General features: G+C 53.8%; 18 protein-coding genes and 1 pseudogene. 2 read left to right on the top strand and 17 right to left on the bottom strand.

Going from position 1 to position 15265, the window contains the following annotated elements; genetic code table 11:
• Position 1 precedes the first annotated feature (1 nt).
• From nuoK to DESU86_RS01775, 8 genes and pseudogenes are all read right to left on the bottom strand, one after another.
• Entirely contained in the window at positions 2 to 328 is a 327-nt protein-coding gene (gene nuoK, locus DESU86_RS01810; protein ID WP_179979483.1) for an NADH-quinone oxidoreductase subunit NuoK, read from the bottom strand.
• Positions 325 to 852: an NADH-quinone oxidoreductase subunit J family protein gene (locus DESU86_RS01805; RefSeq protein ID WP_179979482.1), complete on the bottom strand. Its 528-nt coding sequence runs from the start codon at positions 850 to 852 to the stop codon at positions 325 to 327. Before DESU86_RS01805 ends, nuoK begins: the two co-directional genes overlap by 4 nt.
• Positions 852 to 1292, bottom strand: a complete 441-nt coding sequence (locus tag DESU86_RS01800) for a NuoI/complex I 23 kDa subunit family protein (protein WP_179979481.1) — start codon at positions 1290 to 1292, stop codon at positions 852 to 854. Before DESU86_RS01800 ends, DESU86_RS01805 begins: the two co-directional genes overlap by 1 nt.
• A gap of 2 nt (positions 1293 to 1294) precedes the next feature.
• Entirely contained in the window at positions 1295 to 2290 is a 996-nt protein-coding gene (gene nuoH, locus DESU86_RS01795) for an NADH-quinone oxidoreductase subunit NuoH (protein WP_179979480.1), read from the bottom strand.
• Positions 2291 to 2297: 7 nt separating this feature from the next.
• The gene (locus DESU86_RS01790) at positions 2298 to 3416 is read right to left on the bottom strand and encodes an NADH-quinone oxidoreductase subunit D (protein ID WP_179979479.1); all 1119 of its coding nucleotides are present in this window, start codon (positions 3414 to 3416) and stop codon (positions 2298 to 2300) included.
• On the bottom strand, positions 3413 to 4078 hold the full coding sequence (locus DESU86_RS01785; protein WP_179979478.1) for an NADH-quinone oxidoreductase subunit C: 666 nt from the start codon (positions 4076 to 4078) through the stop codon (positions 3413 to 3415). Before DESU86_RS01785 ends, DESU86_RS01790 begins: the two co-directional genes overlap by 4 nt.
• 161 nt (positions 4079 to 4239) lie before the next feature.
• A pseudogene (locus DESU86_RS01780) lies at positions 4240 to 4740 on the bottom strand (NADH-quinone oxidoreductase subunit B); the annotation flags it as partial.
• Complete coding sequence (locus tag DESU86_RS01775; RefSeq protein WP_197957526.1) at positions 4689 to 5099, bottom strand: NADH-quinone oxidoreductase subunit A; 411 nt, start codon at positions 5097 to 5099, stop codon at positions 4689 to 4691. The gene DESU86_RS01775 and the pseudogene DESU86_RS01780, both read right to left, overlap by 52 nt.
• 701 nt (positions 5100 to 5800) lie before the next feature.
• On the opposite strand from DESU86_RS01775, the gene DESU86_RS14690 reads away from it, so the two are divergent.
• Positions 5801 to 6007, top strand: coding sequence for a hypothetical protein (locus DESU86_RS14690; protein WP_179979476.1), 207 nt, complete (start codon positions 5801 to 5803; stop codon positions 6005 to 6007).
• Positions 5970 to 6257, top strand: coding sequence for an integrase core domain-containing protein (locus DESU86_RS14685; RefSeq protein ID WP_179981676.1), 288 nt, complete (start codon positions 5970 to 5972; stop codon positions 6255 to 6257). Before DESU86_RS14690 ends, DESU86_RS14685 begins: the two co-directional genes overlap by 38 nt.
• On the opposite strand, the gene DESU86_RS01760 is transcribed toward DESU86_RS14685, so the two are convergent.
• From DESU86_RS01760 to DESU86_RS01720, 9 genes are all read right to left on the bottom strand, one after another.
• Positions 6254 to 7927, bottom strand: coding sequence for an L-lactate permease (locus DESU86_RS01760; RefSeq protein ID WP_179979475.1), 1674 nt, complete (start codon positions 7925 to 7927; stop codon positions 6254 to 6256). The genes DESU86_RS14685 and DESU86_RS01760 overlap by 4 nt on opposite strands.
• A 214-nt stretch (positions 7928 to 8141) precedes the next feature.
• Positions 8142 to 9068 (bottom strand): LysR family transcriptional regulator, encoded by a 927-nt coding sequence (locus DESU86_RS01755; protein ID WP_179979474.1) that lies wholly within the window; start codon positions 9066 to 9068, stop codon positions 8142 to 8144.
• Between the two features lie 75 nt (positions 9069 to 9143).
• Complete coding sequence (locus DESU86_RS01750) at positions 9144 to 10040, bottom strand: LysR family transcriptional regulator (protein ID WP_179979473.1); 897 nt, start codon at positions 10038 to 10040, stop codon at positions 9144 to 9146.
• A 60-nt stretch (positions 10041 to 10100) separates the two neighbouring features.
• The gene (mdcG, locus tag DESU86_RS01745; RefSeq protein WP_179979472.1) at positions 10101 to 10826 is read right to left on the bottom strand and encodes a malonate decarboxylase holo-[acyl-carrier-protein] synthase; all 726 of its coding nucleotides are present in this window, start codon (positions 10824 to 10826) and stop codon (positions 10101 to 10103) included.
• A gap of 54 nt (positions 10827 to 10880) precedes the next feature.
• The gene (locus DESU86_RS01740) at positions 10881 to 11984 is read right to left on the bottom strand and encodes an acyl carrier protein (protein WP_179979471.1); all 1104 of its coding nucleotides are present in this window, start codon (positions 11982 to 11984) and stop codon (positions 10881 to 10883) included.
• 59 nt (positions 11985 to 12043) lie between these two features.
• Positions 12044 to 13036: an AEC family transporter gene (locus DESU86_RS01735; protein ID WP_179979470.1), complete on the bottom strand. Its 993-nt coding sequence runs from the start codon at positions 13034 to 13036 to the stop codon at positions 12044 to 12046.
• Between the two features lie 232 nt (positions 13037 to 13268).
• The gene (gene mdcE / locus DESU86_RS01730; protein ID WP_179979469.1) at positions 13269 to 14102 is read right to left on the bottom strand and encodes a biotin-independent malonate decarboxylase subunit gamma; all 834 of its coding nucleotides are present in this window, start codon (positions 14100 to 14102) and stop codon (positions 13269 to 13271) included.
• Entirely contained in the window at positions 14102 to 14962 is an 861-nt protein-coding gene (gene mdcD / locus DESU86_RS01725) for a biotin-independent malonate decarboxylase subunit beta (protein ID WP_197957525.1), read from the bottom strand. Before mdcD ends, mdcE begins: the two co-directional genes overlap by 1 nt.
• Entirely contained in the window at positions 14959 to 15252 is a 294-nt protein-coding gene (locus DESU86_RS01720) for a malonate decarboxylase subunit delta (protein WP_179979468.1), read from the bottom strand. The genes mdcD and DESU86_RS01720 overlap by 4 nt, the downstream gene beginning before the upstream one ends.
• Between the last annotated feature and the right edge of the window lie 13 nt (positions 15253 to 15265).

Below are 15265 nucleotides of genomic sequence, written 5' to 3'. Positions count from 1 at the left end.
CCTACCCTTTGAGTTCCTTCGGGGCGTCAGCGTCCACCGTGCGATAATTGCGGTAAACAACCATGATGATGGAAAGCGCCACCACAGCCTCTGCCGCGGCGATGGCCATGACAAAAAGGGTGGCTATCTGCCCGGTGGTCTGGTCTTGGGCCACAAACCGGCCAAAAGCCATGAAGTTTACGGAGGCCCCGCTCAGGATAAGCTCGGAGGCGATGAGCATGCCGATGAAGGTACGCCTGAAAGCCATGCCCATAAGCCCCATGCAGAACAGCACCGCGCCGATGAACAAATATGTTTCAATGTACTGGCTCAGATTGAGAATATTCACTGTCTGTCCCTCCCTTCGCGGGCCAGCACAAGAGCGCCGACCATGGCCACCAGCAGCACCACGGAAATGAGTTCAAAACTCATGGAATAGGTGGAAAGCAGGGATTGCCCGATGCGTTCAAGCGAACCGTCGGCCTGTTTCAGCGGAATGTCGCTCCAGCGGGCGGTCATGGACGTGGCCAGCAGGGTAGCCGTAAACACGCTGCCGCCCAGAGTGCCCAGGGCCAGGACCAGCGGCCCTTTTTTCACCTCTTGCGCGCGGTATGACCGCTCAGCCAGCATGATGGCGAAAACGAGGGTTACGCAGACGGCCCCGACGTAGATGAGTATCTGCATGAAAGCCAGAAAGGGGCTGGACAGGAAGTAGTAGAGGCCCGCCACACCCATGAGGCACAGGGCCAGACCCGCCACGCTGCGTATGAGCCGGCGCGTGGTCACGGCTACCGCAGCCCCGAAAAAGGTCGCCGCCACAAAGACCAGAAAGATGATCTCGGCGATGGTCTGCAACAAATCGGAAGTGGGCATCACGGGCGCTCCTTGAGTCTTTTGACAAGATCGAAGCGGTATTCGTCAGCGTCAAAGCCTGCCAGGTTGTAATCCCTCGAAAAAGTCAGGGCATCCGTGGGGCAGGATTCAACGCACAGTCCGCAAAGGCTGCACTTGGTGAAATCCAGTTGATAGGTGGTGAGCTTCTTCTGTTTGGCGCCCTCGGGTTTCTCGCCAGCAAGGGAAATGCAGCCCGAGGGGCAGGCCTTTTGGCAGGACCCGCAGACAATGCATTTGTCCGAGCCGGTTTTTTCGTCATACACAAGGTCGATGTGCCCGCGATAGCGTGGTGGAATGGGCAGCACCTCATAGGGGTACTGTTTGGTCACCACGGGCTTGAAGAAATAGCGCAGGGTGATGGACAGCCCCACTACCAGGCTCCATGCGCCGCCCAGGATGTCTTTGAAATAGGCAGTCATGATTACAGCACCTTGAGCAGCGCGCTCGTAAGAATGAGGTTTGCAAGGGCTATGGGAATAAGCACCTTCCATGAAAGGTTGAGCAGACCGTAAAATGTGGTGCGCGGAAAGGTCCAGCGTATCCAGATGACCGTGAAGATGACGGCATAAAGCTTGATGAGAAACCAGTGGACGCCGGGCCACAGACCCAGGGGGCAGCCCCAGCCGCCCAGGAAAAGAATGGTGAGAACGCTGCTGCCCACCACCATGTTGGCGTATTCACCCATAAAGAACACGCCAAATCCCATGCCGCCGTATTCGGTAAAGGCTCCGGCAATAAGCTCGCTTTCGGCTTCGGCCATGTCAAAGGGGGCGCGGTTGGTTTCTGCCAGCATACAGATAAAGAAGATGACAAAGGCCACGGGCATGAGCGGGCTGGCCGAAAGCCGCAGTATGTTCCAGTTCCAGAAGCCGCCCGCCTGGGTAATGACGATGTCGTGCAGGTTCAGGGAACCGGTCACCATTACGAGGCTCACCACCACCAGCAGCATGGGTATTTCATAGGCCACGTTTTGCGAAACCACGCGGGCGGCCGATATGATGGCGTATTTATTGCGCGAACCCCATGCGCCCAGCAGCAGCCCCAGCACGTTGATGGAGGCAAAGGAGAATATGGCCAGCAGACCCACGTTCAGGTTTCGCGCGCCCAGGTTTTCCGCATAGGGGATGGTGACAAAGCTCATGAACGCCGGGGTCATGACCAGCACCGGCCCCACAAGGTACAGCACCCGGTCGGCCCCCTGGGGGATAAACACCTGCTTGCTCATGAGCTTGAGCGCGTCGGCCAGGGGCTGAAACAGGCCGAACGGGCCAACTTCTTTGGGGCCTATACGCCGTTGTATATGCCCGGCTTCCTTGCGTTCCAGCCAGACAAGATAGGCGGCGTTAAGACCCACAAAGGCGAAAAAACCCACCAGATAGGCAATAAGGCGCAATACTTCGGGATCAGGCAGCTGCATGATGTCCTCACCTGTCGATGTCGGGAATAACCAGATCCAAACTGCCAAGCATGGCAAGGGCGTCAGGCAACAGCATGCCCCGGCTGGCCTCGCCAAAAACCAGCAGGTTGGCAAAGCAGGGGGTGCGCAGCTTGAGCCGCCAGGGGGTAGTGCTTCCATCACTCACCGCGCGCATGCCAAGAAGGCCCCGCGCCGTTTCAACAGCATGATAGTAGTCGCCCTTGGGCGGCTTGATGTTTTTGGGAACCTTGGGAGCCATGACGGGGCCGTTGGGCAGTTGGTCCAGAGCCTGCTCGATGATGCGCAGGCTCTGCTCTATCTCGTCCATGCGCACCATGTAGCGGGCCATGGAGTCCGCCTCGGTGTAGACCGGCACGTCAAAGGTAAAGCGGTCATAAACGGAATAGGGCTCATGGCGGCGCACGTCGTACTCAATGCCCGCGCCTCTGGCCACCGGCCCTGTAGCGCCGTACTTGCGGCACATCTCTGCCGGGACATAGCCTATCTCCTTCAGACGCTTCATGATAATGATGTTTTTGGTCACAAGATCATGATATTTGATGAGCCGTCTGCGCATGCGCTTGATGAAGGCGCGCGTGCCCGTGATGAATGCGTCGTCGATGTCGTTGGCGACGCCGCCGAAGCGGAAGTAGCAGTAGGTCAGGCGCGAGCCTGTGACGGATTCGAGAAGATCAAGGATGTGTTCGCGGTCGTCAAAGGCGTACAGCAGGGGCGAAAATCCCCCGAGGTCCAGCACAAAGGCTCCGAACCAGAGCAAATGGCTGGATATGCGGTTCAGCTCCGCCGTGATGACGCGGATATATTCGGCGCGTTCCGGCACCTCGATGGAGGCGGCGCGTTCCACAACACAGGCGTAGCCGTGGTTGTAGGCCAGGGCGTGCAGGTAGTCCATGCGGCCTGTATTGGGGAAAAACTGCGCCCATGTGCGGTTTTCAGCCATTTTTTCGTGCATGCGGTGGATGTAGCCCAGCACCGGCTCCGCTTCGAAAACATACTCGCCGTCCATGACCAGCTTGATGCGCAGCACGCCGTGGGTGGCAGGATGCTGCGGCCCAAGGTTCAGCACGAAATATTCGTCAATGGGGCATTGTGGCAGAACGTTCATGCGCCGTAATCCTTGAGCAGAGGGTGAAAGTCCGCATCTTCGGGCAACAGCAGGGGGACAAGGTAATTGTGCCCGGTAAAGACGATGCCGAAGAAGTCGTGGGCCTCGCGCTCGTGCCAATGGGCAATGGGATAGATGGTCTGGATTGTGGGAACCTGCGGCTGGCTGCGCGGCGTGCGGACACGCAAAACGACCCTGTGGCGTGACTCAAAATGGTTGAAGTCATACACCACTTCGATGTCGTCTTCGGGCAGGGGGGCCTTGTCCGCAGGCACCGTTTGCTCGACAGGCGGCGCGGCTGGCTGTGCGGCAGGTTGCGCGGTGGCGTCGGCAGGCGCGGCTTCCCCACCCGAAGCTTCCGCTGCTGCCGCTTCGGCCTGTTTTGCCAGCGCTTCTTCACGCTTTTTGGCCTCAGCTACTTCAGCCGCTTCGGCCGCCTTGCGCAGCGCGGCCTGCTCACCAAGCCAGTCAACGCCGGTGATGGTTTCAAGAAAATATCCGGCCGCGTCTATACTCTTGACGGCGGGCACAAGCGCTTCCGGGGGCAGGCTCACATCGAGGTCATAACCTTTGGCCGCATGTTCCGTGGTGCGCACAACGGCTCCCGGCAGGGCGGCAAGACTTGTGGCGAGGGCTTCAGGCCGCGTGTTTTGCTGGTTCATGGCTTGACCTCCGCAGCAGGGGCTGTCTCGGGGGAGGGGGCGGCGGAAGCTTCGCCGGACGGCGCGTCCGGCGTGTGCAAAGCCTGCGGCTCGCTGGATGCGGAAGCCGCCGCCCTGGCTCTGGCCGCAGCGGGGCCGGGCAGAGGGATCGGATCCACGCGGGGCCAGCGGCGTTTGCCCGTGAGCTTTTCTTCAAGCTTGAGAATGCCCTCAATGAGGGCTTCAGGGCGCGGCGGACAGCCAGGAACGAAAACATCCACGGGAAAGAGCTTGTCCACACCCTCAACAATGCCGTACTGCCCCTCGTACGCGAAAGGTCCGCCTGAAATGGCGCAGTTGCCCATGGCGATAACCCACTTGGGTTCAGGCATCTGGTCGTACAGCGTCTGTACGGCGGGAGCTATTTTTTTATTGATGGTGCCCGAAACGATCATTACGTCGCTTTGACGCGGAGACGGGCGAAAAACCTCAGCCCCAAAGCGCGCCAGGTCAAAGCGCGAAGCGCCGGTGGCCATCATTTCAATGGCACAGCAGGCCAGGCCAAAGGTCATGGGCCAGAGCGAATTGGCCCGGCACAGGTCCAGAAGCTGATCCAGCTTTGAGAACTGGACTATTGATCCGAGTACGTCTTGCGTTGCCACTGGAACACTCCCTTTTTCCATGCGTAGACAATGACCAGGGACAGAATGCCCACAAATATGAGTATCTCCACAAATGCCTGCAAATCGCCCACAGGGCCGGGGCGGTTGTATACGAGCGCCACAGGCATAAGAAAGAGAATGTCAACGGCAAAGGCCACAAACATCAGTGCATAGAGATAGTAGACAGCGCTGAATTTGATCCAGGCGTCACCAATGGGCGGCATGCCGCATTCCACCACCTGAAGTGTTTTGCCAACAGTGTTTCTGGTGGAGCGCGGCTGGAGGAAGTACACTAGAATAAAGGGGCCGACGGCAAAAGCAATGCCGCCCATGCAGAACACAATAATATAAACGAGGTCAATCAACTCTTGAGAGGTCACGTTTGACGCCTCCTGGCATAAAAAGACCAGTACATGCACCCGGACAGACGTAAATGACTTTGCCGGACAGTCCAGATTCAATCCAATGTATATTGTGCAGCAGAAGTAAAAGCTATGTCGGAATATTTTCTTTATGGCTATGCCACTGGAACTATTATGTCAATACCCTATTGAAAAAAGGATCAGCTAGATGTGCATATACTCACAACATAAGAAAAGATGTGAATTTTTTTTCTTATAAAAATTACATGTTGATATGTGTAATATGACGTAATGAAGAGATAAAAACGGCGCAGAGGCCTCCAAAAAGCCTGTCGATAAAGATTTATTTCACATTTTTTTCAATAATTCTTAGTGGATCGGTGTTGTTTTATGTAAAAAAGTCGCGAGGCCATGCGCCGCAGTTCTCCCTAGCCCTCATGGGGGCCAAGGGTGGGCGTTCGTGCGTTTGCCGTTCACTGACGCCAGATTTTCCGTCGCGCGTGGAGTGGCTTGCGCGGACCTGCGGCAGACGCATCGAAAGGAGCCGCCAGGTTTACTGGTTGCCTACGTCTGTTCTGTGTCGAACGAAAAATTTTATAACTATTTTGAAAAATTGAATAAATATTAAAAAATGAAGATATTCACAAATAGATTTGCTGTGGTTTTGCCGCCAACAGTGAAAACTGACAACCGCAATGTTTGCAGGATTATCCGCCAGGATGCGCCCTGAAAAAGTCTTCATCCGCTTTATGGAAAACACCCGAGTTCATTTTGAGCTGCGGGTAAATGAGAAAGGGGAAATAACAGATCGCCAAGATGTGGCAGGAAAGCTCTTTTTTGACTTCTGGCATGCCTCGCGCGGCATCAAGGTAGAACGAACTTTGACGGATAAACGGACCGACCTACAGGTCGTGGAAGTTTCGTGATGCCTGTCGTGAATTTGGGATAAAGCACAAGCGAACCAAGCCTTGCCGGCCCCAGGCCAATGGCAAGGCAGAACGCTTCAGTCGAACGGCATTGAATGAGTGGGCATACGCCGAAACGTATGCCCACTCATGGAAGAGAAAGGCTTATCTGCCGATGGACGCAGCGTTATACCTTTTTGCGGCCACATTCGGCCCTTGGCAGAAAACCTCCAGCTTCGAAGCCAGCACCGCTATTTATGTGCGCGGTTAGGGCAACATCCATTTAAGCGGATACGCCTGAAGCAAGGTCAGGAGGCACACGACAAGAGTCATGGCCAAAGAATGGAACACGGTGAAGCGGAAGAGGTTTCCTTCCTGACCTACCATGCCGGTTGCGGAAGTCGCCACGGCAATGGACTGGGGCGAAATCATTTTGCCAGTCACGCCGCCTGAGGAATTGGAGGCAACCGTCAAATATGGGTCAACGCCGACCTGATGGGCCGTTGTGGCCTGCAGGTTGGCAAACAGGGCGTTGGACGAGGTGTCCGAACCAGTCAGAAAAACGCCCAACCAGCCCAGGAGAGGGGCAAAGAATGGATACAGGGCGCCAGTCATGGTGAAGGCCAGACCCAGAGTTCCGCTCATGCCCGAGGCGTTCATGATTTCGGCCAGGCCCAAAATCATGGCGATGGTCGCAATAGGAAAGCGCAGTTGATAAGCGGTGCGAACAAAACACGCGATTCCCCTGCGAGCGGAATATGCTGGCATCACAAAGGCGGAGATAATGCCGGCAAGAAAGATGGCCGTGCCGCCAGAAGTGATAAAATTGAAGTTAAACGTAGCGGCATATGGCGAGGTAGCGTTGACAAGCGGGGGCATTTTTTCAATGACGCCGTTCATGCCGGGCCACGGAATGCCCAAAGCCCATTGCTCCAGAGGTTTCATTGCATCCTTGAAGGCGGGCAGCCCCCATATGGTGACGAAGGCGGCCAGAATCATGTAGGGCATCCATGCCCGTATCATTTCGCCAGGGGTATAACTGGCTTTAACCGTGCTGGTTGCGACCTCTTCATCAGGGAAATGAAAGATGCTTTTGGGCTTCCACACGCGCAACAGAAGAATAAGGGCAACAATGGTCACCATTGCCGACAGGATGTCTGGCAGGTAGGGGCCAAGGTGGTTCGAGGTCCAGAACTGTGTGCCGGCAAAGCACACGCCAGCAACTATCAGGGCGGGCAACACCTCAAGGGTGCGTTTGAAGCCGCACATGGTAATGGAAACCCAGCAGGGCACTATCACGGACAGGAAGGGCAGCTGACGGCCCACGATCTGACTGATATGGTGCACGGCCTCGCCATTGGCGTTGGGCAAACCGGAAGCGGCGCCTGCAACAAGAATAGGCACGCCGATGGCGCCAAAGGCTACAGGCGCCGTGTTTGCGATAAGGCAGATGCCCGCAGCGTATAGAGGATTAAAGCCGAGTCCCACCAGCATGGCGGCGGTGATGGCCACAGGCGTGCCGAAACCAGCGGTGCCTTCGATGAAGGAACCAAAGGCAAAGGCGATAAAAATTGCCTGCAGGCGTCGATCATCTGTCATGCTGGCCAGAGAGTTTTTAATGATCTCAAATTCGCCGGATTCCACTGTCATATTGTAAATCCATACAGCGGTGACGATAATCCAGACAATGGGAAAGAGGCCGAAGCAAGCGCCTTTGACCGTAGCGTTGATGGCCAATACAGTGGGCATGCGCCAAACAGCAATCGCCAGAATAACTGCGGCAATCGTTCCGAAAAAAGCGGCCTTGTGCCCCGCTACACGCTTTACAGCCAGCATGTAAAAAAGAATGTACAAGGGAATGCCTGCAATCAAGGCGGATAAAAGATAACCAGTAGTCCCCAGCATCTTTTCCAATGGATCGTAAGCCTGCGCCCAGATCATACAATAGACCTCAACTGTTATTTATTGATACTTTTCCTGGATTGCGCATTACACTATGTAGTGCGTGCCATGTTTTTTACTGGCAATGACGATAAGCATATTTTGTATTTCATAAATCCATCAGTAAAAATGTATCATAGCATGTCCATCATATTCTTTATGACGAACATGCTATGATACATGAATTATTGCGCCTTCATCTCAGACTGGTGTCTTACTCAGCAAGAGCGGCAGCATCATGACGCGCGTCCAGGCGCACAGTGGCCTCAGACAGTGCCAGATCGATAAAAGCCCTTGCAGCCGGGTGCGTCAGTTGTGCGTGAAAAGCTATCGCTATTTGTGATGGGGCAATGTCGTCCCTGATGGGCCGCGCCTGAACGTCCGCGAGTCCATAGCGGTCGAGGGATGCAGGCGCTATGGCCACACCTACTCCGGCAGAAACCATTGAAATGAGGGTGTACATGTCGTTTGCAAAATGCACATTGGCTGGTTCCGCCCCCGATGCTCGAAGATTTGTATTTAGAAAGTCGTGGTATCCAGGCGCGTTGTTACGCGCGTACGAGACCAGCACTTCTTTATCCAGATCGTGCAATGACACTGTCGTCTTGGAGCAAAGCTTGTGATTGGCAGGCAGAAACACATTGAACGGTTCGTTGTGAATGACAATATGCTGCAACAGACCGGAAGAAGCATATGGTGTTCGAAAAAAAGCCACATCTATTTGCTGACGTTCAAGCTGCCTTATCAGGCTGGCAGTCAGCCCATTACAAAGCTCCAACTCTACATGCGGATGACTTTCACTAAAACGATGGATCAGGTTTGGCACGATATCCACTGCAGCTGTAGATATAAAGCCTACACGCACCCTGCCAATTTCTCCCCTGGAGGCCAGCCTTGTCTGGCTCACAGTTTTTTCAAACTGCTCGCCATAGAGGGCCAGCTCCCTGTACAGGGTTTTTCCCGCAGGGGTCAGCTCCACCTTTTTATGCGAACGCTCGAACAGCAGAAATCCCAGCTCTTTTTCAAGAGAGTGTATTTGATGACTCACGGCTGGCTGGCTTAAAAAAACTTTTTTGGCGGCCTGACTGAAATTCAGCAGTTCTGCAACGGCGAGAAAACTCTGTATCTGGATAAATTCCATAAAGTCCTCCTCCACAACGGCAGCAAAGTTACATCGGGAGGTACTGGTTATTTGAAATACAAAAGCCGTTGCTGATTAATCATGTGAAATATTTTTACGCTCTTTTGCTATGGCAGAAAACAGCTGCACATACTCGAGCGTTTCGTTCTTTCGAGTCACAAGCGCAATGCCCACCCTTGGCAGTTCGGGCAATTTTTTAAACTCAATTCCTGGCAAACGGTAGCATTTTACAGAGCATGGAGCCACAGCCACCCCCAAACCAGATGAAACCAGCGAGCACAGAGTGTACATTTCTTCGACTTCTTGCTGTATATTTAATATGACGCCAGAGTTGGAAAGCATTTTTTGAATAAAATCATAATACCCTGTGGCCCGATGGCGAGCATTGAGGATAAAAGGAACCTCAGAAAGTTCAGATAAATCTATATACGATCTTGATGAGAGAGGATGCGCTTTGGGCAATAGCAGAATGAGTTGCTCAAAATACAGTGGCGTGATTTCAAAGTGATTAATATTTTTTAATGGAAGGCGCACAATGGCGATATCAATTCTTCCATCATGCAATGCTTCCAGTTGAGACTCTGTGGACATGCTTTGCAGGTTCAACTCGATGTCCGGCTTCAACTGGCGGAATTCAGAAATCAATGGTGAGAGAACACCTGCCGCCACAGCTGTTGATATGAATCCAATCCGTAAATATCCGGCCAGGCCGTGCGCGGTCGCTCGAGCTCGAGCAATGGCGCTGTCAACTATATGCAACAGATCCGCAGTTTCTTTGCGAAAAATATTTCCTGCATAGGTAAGTTCTGTTTTTTGCCTGTTTCTCACAAACAGTTGGACGCCAAGGCACTCCTCAAGAGCCTGTATCTGAGCCGTAAGTGCGGGCTGGCTCATGCCAAGCTGTTCGGCGGCACTGTGAAAATTGAGCAACTCGGACACCGCCATAAAACATTGTATTGACTTTAACTGCATATATTTTATAGCCTGAATTTACACAGTGATACAATGAGCGGAACGCCCCAGTTAACATAATTATCCTGTAAAAATATCATCCCTTGAAAGCAGTCTGACGTCATCCAGGCCTTTTCCAAGTACTGTTTTTGTTTTTTTGCAGCACTCTTTTAATGAAACGCCATATCCGCTTTTAAGCTGAATTTCTGCATCAATCCTGATCTCAAACCTGTTTTCTACAGTAAGCATCAATGCGTGCCACTCTTCCAGCAGATCGGGGCTCAAGCCCACTTCGGGTTGCAATTGCACGTCAAGATCCGACGCCTTGTGCGTGTACTTGTAGCCAGTTGCAAGCTCCAACCCTGTTGAACCCCAAACTCCAATACGTGTTCCCCGCAGTCCGCAAGTGACTACGGCCTCCAGAGCCTGAAGGGCTGGAGTCCTGGAAAAAGAAGCAGAGCCAAGGGCTTGTTGCAGAACGTCCACAGGCGTTCGCGAGCGCAGCACCGCGTCCGGCAGGACAAAGCCAGGCAGGCGCAAGCGCCCCATGGCACCCGAGGCCTCAGAGGTAAAACCCACCGCGATTTCCCCCGGGCGTGGGGCAGTATCTTCGCGTCTGACAATTCCGGGAATGGCAAGAAACCTTTTGTCTCTGGCAACGCTGTCCTTCCCCGGCTTCTGCATCTCCGGCAATAGCATTTCCAAGCAGGCATCTCGGCCATAACCTTTTGCCACCGCCTCGGTAAAAATCCGCATCCTTCCTTCAAAGTTAATATCCAACAGGGTATGGCGTTCGTATTGCTGCATATCAACTCCGGCTACGGTAATCTTACGTCGAGGCGGTGGCAACTATCTGCTCGTTCAGCTTTTTTTGACCCAAGTAGGGTCTGTCTTGCCGGCCTTCTGAAAGGCAATCTGAGCTTCCACGAGAGAATCGAACAAGCGCGTTTTTTGCGGGCCGGTAATTGTTGCCGCAGGCTTGGCATCGCGTTCTGTGAGGGCCATGTTTGTCACAAGCTGCATTTCTGTCGCCTCCGCATTGCATTTGATATGCGGATGCACTTTAACCACACGGCTTTTTATGCGAAGAATACTGCGCGCAGCTTTTTCTATTATTGTCGGGTCAGAAAACGTTGTTGCTGTTATCAGTACTTCATATTCTGGATGCGTGCGTTTTCTTCTGTACGTCAAAATTTGTCCGCTACTGTTGCACTCATGCCCACCTGCACCAATGATAAAGCTGTCTGCAAGCGGAAGACCCCCAAGTACAAGCTCTTTGTAATCATCTCCGAGGGGGGATGGCACAAGGGAGATGTCATCGCGCAACGGGCGTCCATCAAGAGCGATCCATCCGAACTCCTGGCATCCGTACAGGTCATGGATCTGCCAGCCGTATTTTTGAGCGAGAGGGATGATGTCCAGGTCCAGAGGGGTTCCTGAACAGAGGACGATGCAGTCTCGCGGCATGGCTTCGGCAAGTCCCAGATTGGCGACGTCTTCAAGCGCAACCTTCAAAAAACCGGATTCTCCAATCAAAACTTTTGGTTTGTCCCTGCACAGCGCCACTATGAGCGCATCACGGCTTGAGCGAAGCAAAAAAGACCATGTCATGCCGTATTCGTGCAGCGCTTGCGCGGAGTAAACATTTACCAGCGGCGCATAGGTAACAAGCGCGTGCGCCCCCCTGGAAATGTTGGCCATCTCCAGGGCTTTTTGCGTGGCGCGCTTTCTGTCGGGCAGCTCTTCAAACGTGACGCCCACAATGTTCTGAAAAGCCGATGAGCCGGTAGTAAACGTCAGGTATGCAAGGTTGTAGGGGCTATGTACTTCTTCAATAACGTGAGCCGCAGTGGGCCCGTTTATGCCCTTGTCAGCAAGGGTGCGGCGCGGCATGTCTGCAATTGTGGGGGCGCTGCCAAATTTTTCTACAACGGCTGCAAGATTTTCAAGTTGTTTTTGACACATGGGCACCTCCAGGCAGCATGATTGAACAGTTCACCCCATTTTCATGGGGTGAACTGCTTTTAGATAATCCCGAACGAAAGGAGTATGAAGAACGTTGGAATTGTAATTAAAGACATGCATGTGGTTACAGCTGTAACAACAGCCACATAGGAATAGTCGGCCTTGAAGGCCCGCGCCGCAATGGAGCACTGCGTCATGACAGGCATGGCCGATTCAATGATGAAAACCTTGCGCATCAGATCCGGCACTTCTATGAAGTGGCAGGTGATTACAATAATGGCCGGCGCAATGATAAAGCGCGCGGCAATCAGAATGACAACATCATATGTCAGACGGATGGAGCGCAGATTGACCAGAAATATTGATATGCCGATGAAGAGCATGGCCAGCGGCGTGGTCATGCCGCCGAAGGACGCGAAGGTAGAGCTGATGAATTTGGGAAGTTTTACGTCAGTTACAATCAGCAAAATTGCAACCATCGCACCGATAAGCGGGGGGGTCAGGATGTTTTTGACGGTCTGCATGCTGAAAATCTTGGGAGACTGCATGGGCTCATCGTTTTCACTCAGGCCCTGCGCAACCATTTTGGGACCGTCAAGGCTCATGGCATATGTGCCAATCGTCCAGAAGAGAAGCGACTGAACAAGGTAGTACATGACCGCGTAGGGCAAGGCCTTGTCGCCAAACAAGGCCACGTTTACTGGAAATCCAATAAATGCGGTGTTGGCGACAAAAAACATGCAGCGGAAGGTTCCCTGGCGGTAATCGGGAATGCGGCAAACAACGGATGTGATGATGCCCACAATAAACGTGATCAGCATCGTTAACAACGGCACAATAACAACCACGCCCAGCTGCATGAGGTCAGCCTTTGTATACGACTTCATCATGCTGACGATCATATACAGGGGGATGGTAAGGGTCATGGCCATCTTGGAAAACAATTTGGCTGACGACTGATCGAACCATTTCTTGCTGGAGAGGTAAAAGCCCACGCCAATCATCAGCATGCAGCTAAAAACCCCACTAAGCGATTGCAATATTTCCATCATGATCTCCGTAAGTCCTTTCTTTTATGCCGTACTATCGACAAAGAAATACCATGGCAGTTCGCGCAAACGCAGATTTATGTGCCGACATCACAGCAGAATAAACAGCAATAGCGTGGTATCGTGTGAGCCACCAGCCGATCACCTGTCATTTTGTCGTTTAGGCGTTTGGGCAGCCCTTGCTCGTGGTTATGGGGGGCATCACTTGCAGTGATGCCCCCCATCGTGCACGGGGCTAGACTGCAGCCCATTGCGCGGTCATCATGTCGCGCACCTTGATGGACATTTTGCGGTATTCCTTGGCGCCTTCAGTTTCCAGACGCCGGTCAAGAGTCGCGGGCGTGTTGCGCGCATCGGCAACCGCTTCAGCCAGCACATCCTTGACCTTTTTGACGGTGCTGGCATTGGGGGCGTCGGGGGTTTCCACCTGCAGCAGCTTGTACAGTCCGCCCAGCTTGTTAAACGAGCGAATGTCATACGCCATGGGCACAATCTCTTCACCGAGCTTGTCCAGTTCGGCCACGCTGCGCTTGGTGATGCGGGCTGCGGCATCCTTGTACATTGCGTGGATGAGCACTTCGGGGTCATCGAAGGCAATCATGTGGTTGGCCTGGGCACAAAGGGTCAGGAATGAACCGGACACGGCACGGCCGACAATCAGGGCAATCACAGGGTGGCCAGCCATGCGCGCTTCTGCAAAAGCGGCGATGATGGCAGCTGCGGCAATATGGATGCCCACAAGTTCTTCACGCCGACCATACGCTTGCGAAATGGAGTCAACGACCGAAATGATGGGGCGCTTCACGGCCTTGTCCGCATCCTGGGCCATGACCTGGCGCAGGGCCCTGGTGCCGTAAAATCCTTCTTCAAGGCCAACTTCCGTGTTTTTAACGCGGGGAAAACGCGCATGCGGGTCAGGGGCAAGGCCCACAAAGACAGCCTGTTCGTTGCCCAGAGGAGCTTCAGCCGCAAGCAGGGAACCGGGGCCATCGGGCAGTTTGCCGTTGCTGCCGGTCAAAGCTTCAAACCAGGCGCGTCCACGCATCGATACTTTAGCGTTGTTACCCATCACTCAATCTCCTTCCAGGTTTTGCGGATGTCTTCGGCTGTCCACTGCTTGCTGGTATCCATTGCTTCCAGCCGGCGAATGAAGAGGTCATACTGGCTGGTGCGCAGCACAGGGGGGAGCCCTTTACGGAAGACGTCCTTGACAGCATCGGTGATGGCATCAGCATCGTCTTCAACCAAAATATCAACGGCGCCGGTGGCGTAACGCTGAGCGCCACCGCACATGCCCCAGACAAAGACCTTGTCACTGGCAACAATTTCTTCCAGTCCGGCTTCCTGTTCAATAACTTCCGGGCCGTTCATGCTCAGGCGGGCCTGGCGGGTCATGATAACGTAGCTGGAAAGCCCCGCTGCCAGCGACATGCCGCCAAAGCAGCCCGTGTTGCCCGCGATCACCACAACCACCGGAGTATATTTGCGCAGTGCAACCAGTTCCGCATAAATTTCGGCAATGACAAGTTCGCCGATGTTGGCTTCTTGCAGGCGCACGCCGCCGCTCTCAAGGGAAAGAACCGCGCGGGTGGGGATGCCTTTTTCATTGTCCTTGCGGGCAAGGGCAAAGGCCATGGCCATCTTCATGCCGCATATTTCACCTATGCTGCCGCCCTGAAATTTGCCCTCCATGGCGATGACCACAGCGGGCTGGCCGTCGATTTTGCCCTTTGCGACCACGCAGCCGTCATCAGACTGCGGAACGATGCCCTGCATGGGCAACCAAACGGACTCCACGCGATCGAAGGGGCCAAGCAGTTCGTGGAACGTGCCCGGATCAAGGATCTGTTGCGCACGTTCGCGGGCTTTCAGTTCAATGTAACTGCGGCGCGATTCTTCATTGATTGCTTCGTTCATGGTCACGCTCATGATCTGCTTTCCTCCACAGTCTGCTGCAAACGCATTGCTACGGTGCCGGGCGTAGCGCCGGCATCATGAATCACTATATCGGCAGCATCAGTATAGGTGCTGAAAAACCAGTCAAGCACGGCTTTCCAGGTTTCACCAAAGCCGGTGATGCTGGTTTGAACAAATACATGGGACCGCCCGTCACTTGAGGGCTGCAGCAGTATTTCCAGGTCTCCCGAAGTTACGACGCCAAGGCACACCCTTTTGGGCACCGTGGTCGAAGCCGGGTAATCAAAACGCATTGTTTCCATAACGAACCTCTAA

Source organism: Desulfovibrio sp. 86 (assembly GCF_902702915.1).
Lineage (GTDB): Bacteria > Desulfobacterota > Desulfovibrionia > Desulfovibrionales > Desulfovibrionaceae > Desulfovibrio.
This window is presented reverse-complemented; position numbering and strand designations above follow the sequence as displayed.

Excerpts from the sequence above, each read along its gene's own strand:
- DESU86_RS01790 (WP_179979479.1), bottom strand. The coding sequence starts at position 3,416 with ATGAACGTTCTGCCACAATGCCCCATTGACGAATATTTCGTGCTGAAC.
- DESU86_RS01750 (WP_179979473.1), bottom strand. The coding sequence starts at position 10,040 with ATGCAGTTAAAGTCAATACAATGTTTTATGGCGGTGTCCGAGTTGCTC.
- DESU86_RS01755 (WP_179979474.1), bottom strand. The coding sequence starts at position 9,068 with ATGGAATTTATCCAGATACAGAGTTTTCTCGCCGTTGCAGAACTGCTG.
- DESU86_RS01800 (WP_179979481.1), bottom strand. The coding sequence starts at position 1,292 with ATGACTGCCTATTTCAAAGACATCCTGGGCGGCGCATGGAGCCTGGTA.
- DESU86_RS14690 (WP_179979476.1), top strand. The coding sequence starts at position 5,801 with ATGCGCCCTGAAAAAGTCTTCATCCGCTTTATGGAAAACACCCGAGTT.
- DESU86_RS01785 (WP_179979478.1), bottom strand. The coding sequence starts at position 4,078 with ATGAACCAGCAAAACACGCGGCCTGAAGCCCTCGCCACAAGTCTTGCC.
- nuoH (WP_179979480.1), bottom strand. The coding sequence starts at position 2,290 with ATGCAGCTGCCTGATCCCGAAGTATTGCGCCTTATTGCCTATCTGGTG.
- mdcD (WP_197957525.1), bottom strand. The coding sequence starts at position 14,962 with ATGAGCGTGACCATGAACGAAGCAATCAATGAAGAATCGCGCCGCAGT.
- mdcG (WP_179979472.1), bottom strand. The coding sequence starts at position 10,826 with ATGCAGCAATACGAACGCCATACCCTGTTGGATATTAACTTTGAAGGA.
- DESU86_RS01760 (WP_179979475.1), bottom strand. The coding sequence starts at position 7,927 with ATGATCTGGGCGCAGGCTTACGATCCATTGGAAAAGATGCTGGGGACT.
- DESU86_RS01805 (WP_179979482.1), bottom strand. The coding sequence starts at position 852 with ATGCCCACTTCCGATTTGTTGCAGACCATCGCCGAGATCATCTTTCTG.
- DESU86_RS01735 (WP_179979470.1), bottom strand. The coding sequence starts at position 13,036 with ATGATGGAAATATTGCAATCGCTTAGTGGGGTTTTTAGCTGCATGCTG.
- mdcE (WP_179979469.1), bottom strand. The coding sequence starts at position 14,102 with ATGGGTAACAACGCTAAAGTATCGATGCGTGGACGCGCCTGGTTTGAA.
- DESU86_RS01720 (WP_179979468.1), bottom strand. The coding sequence starts at position 15,252 with ATGGAAACAATGCGTTTTGATTACCCGGCTTCGACCACGGTGCCCAAA.
- DESU86_RS01740 (WP_179979471.1), bottom strand. The coding sequence starts at position 11,984 with ATGTGTCAAAAACAACTTGAAAATCTTGCAGCCGTTGTAGAAAAATTT.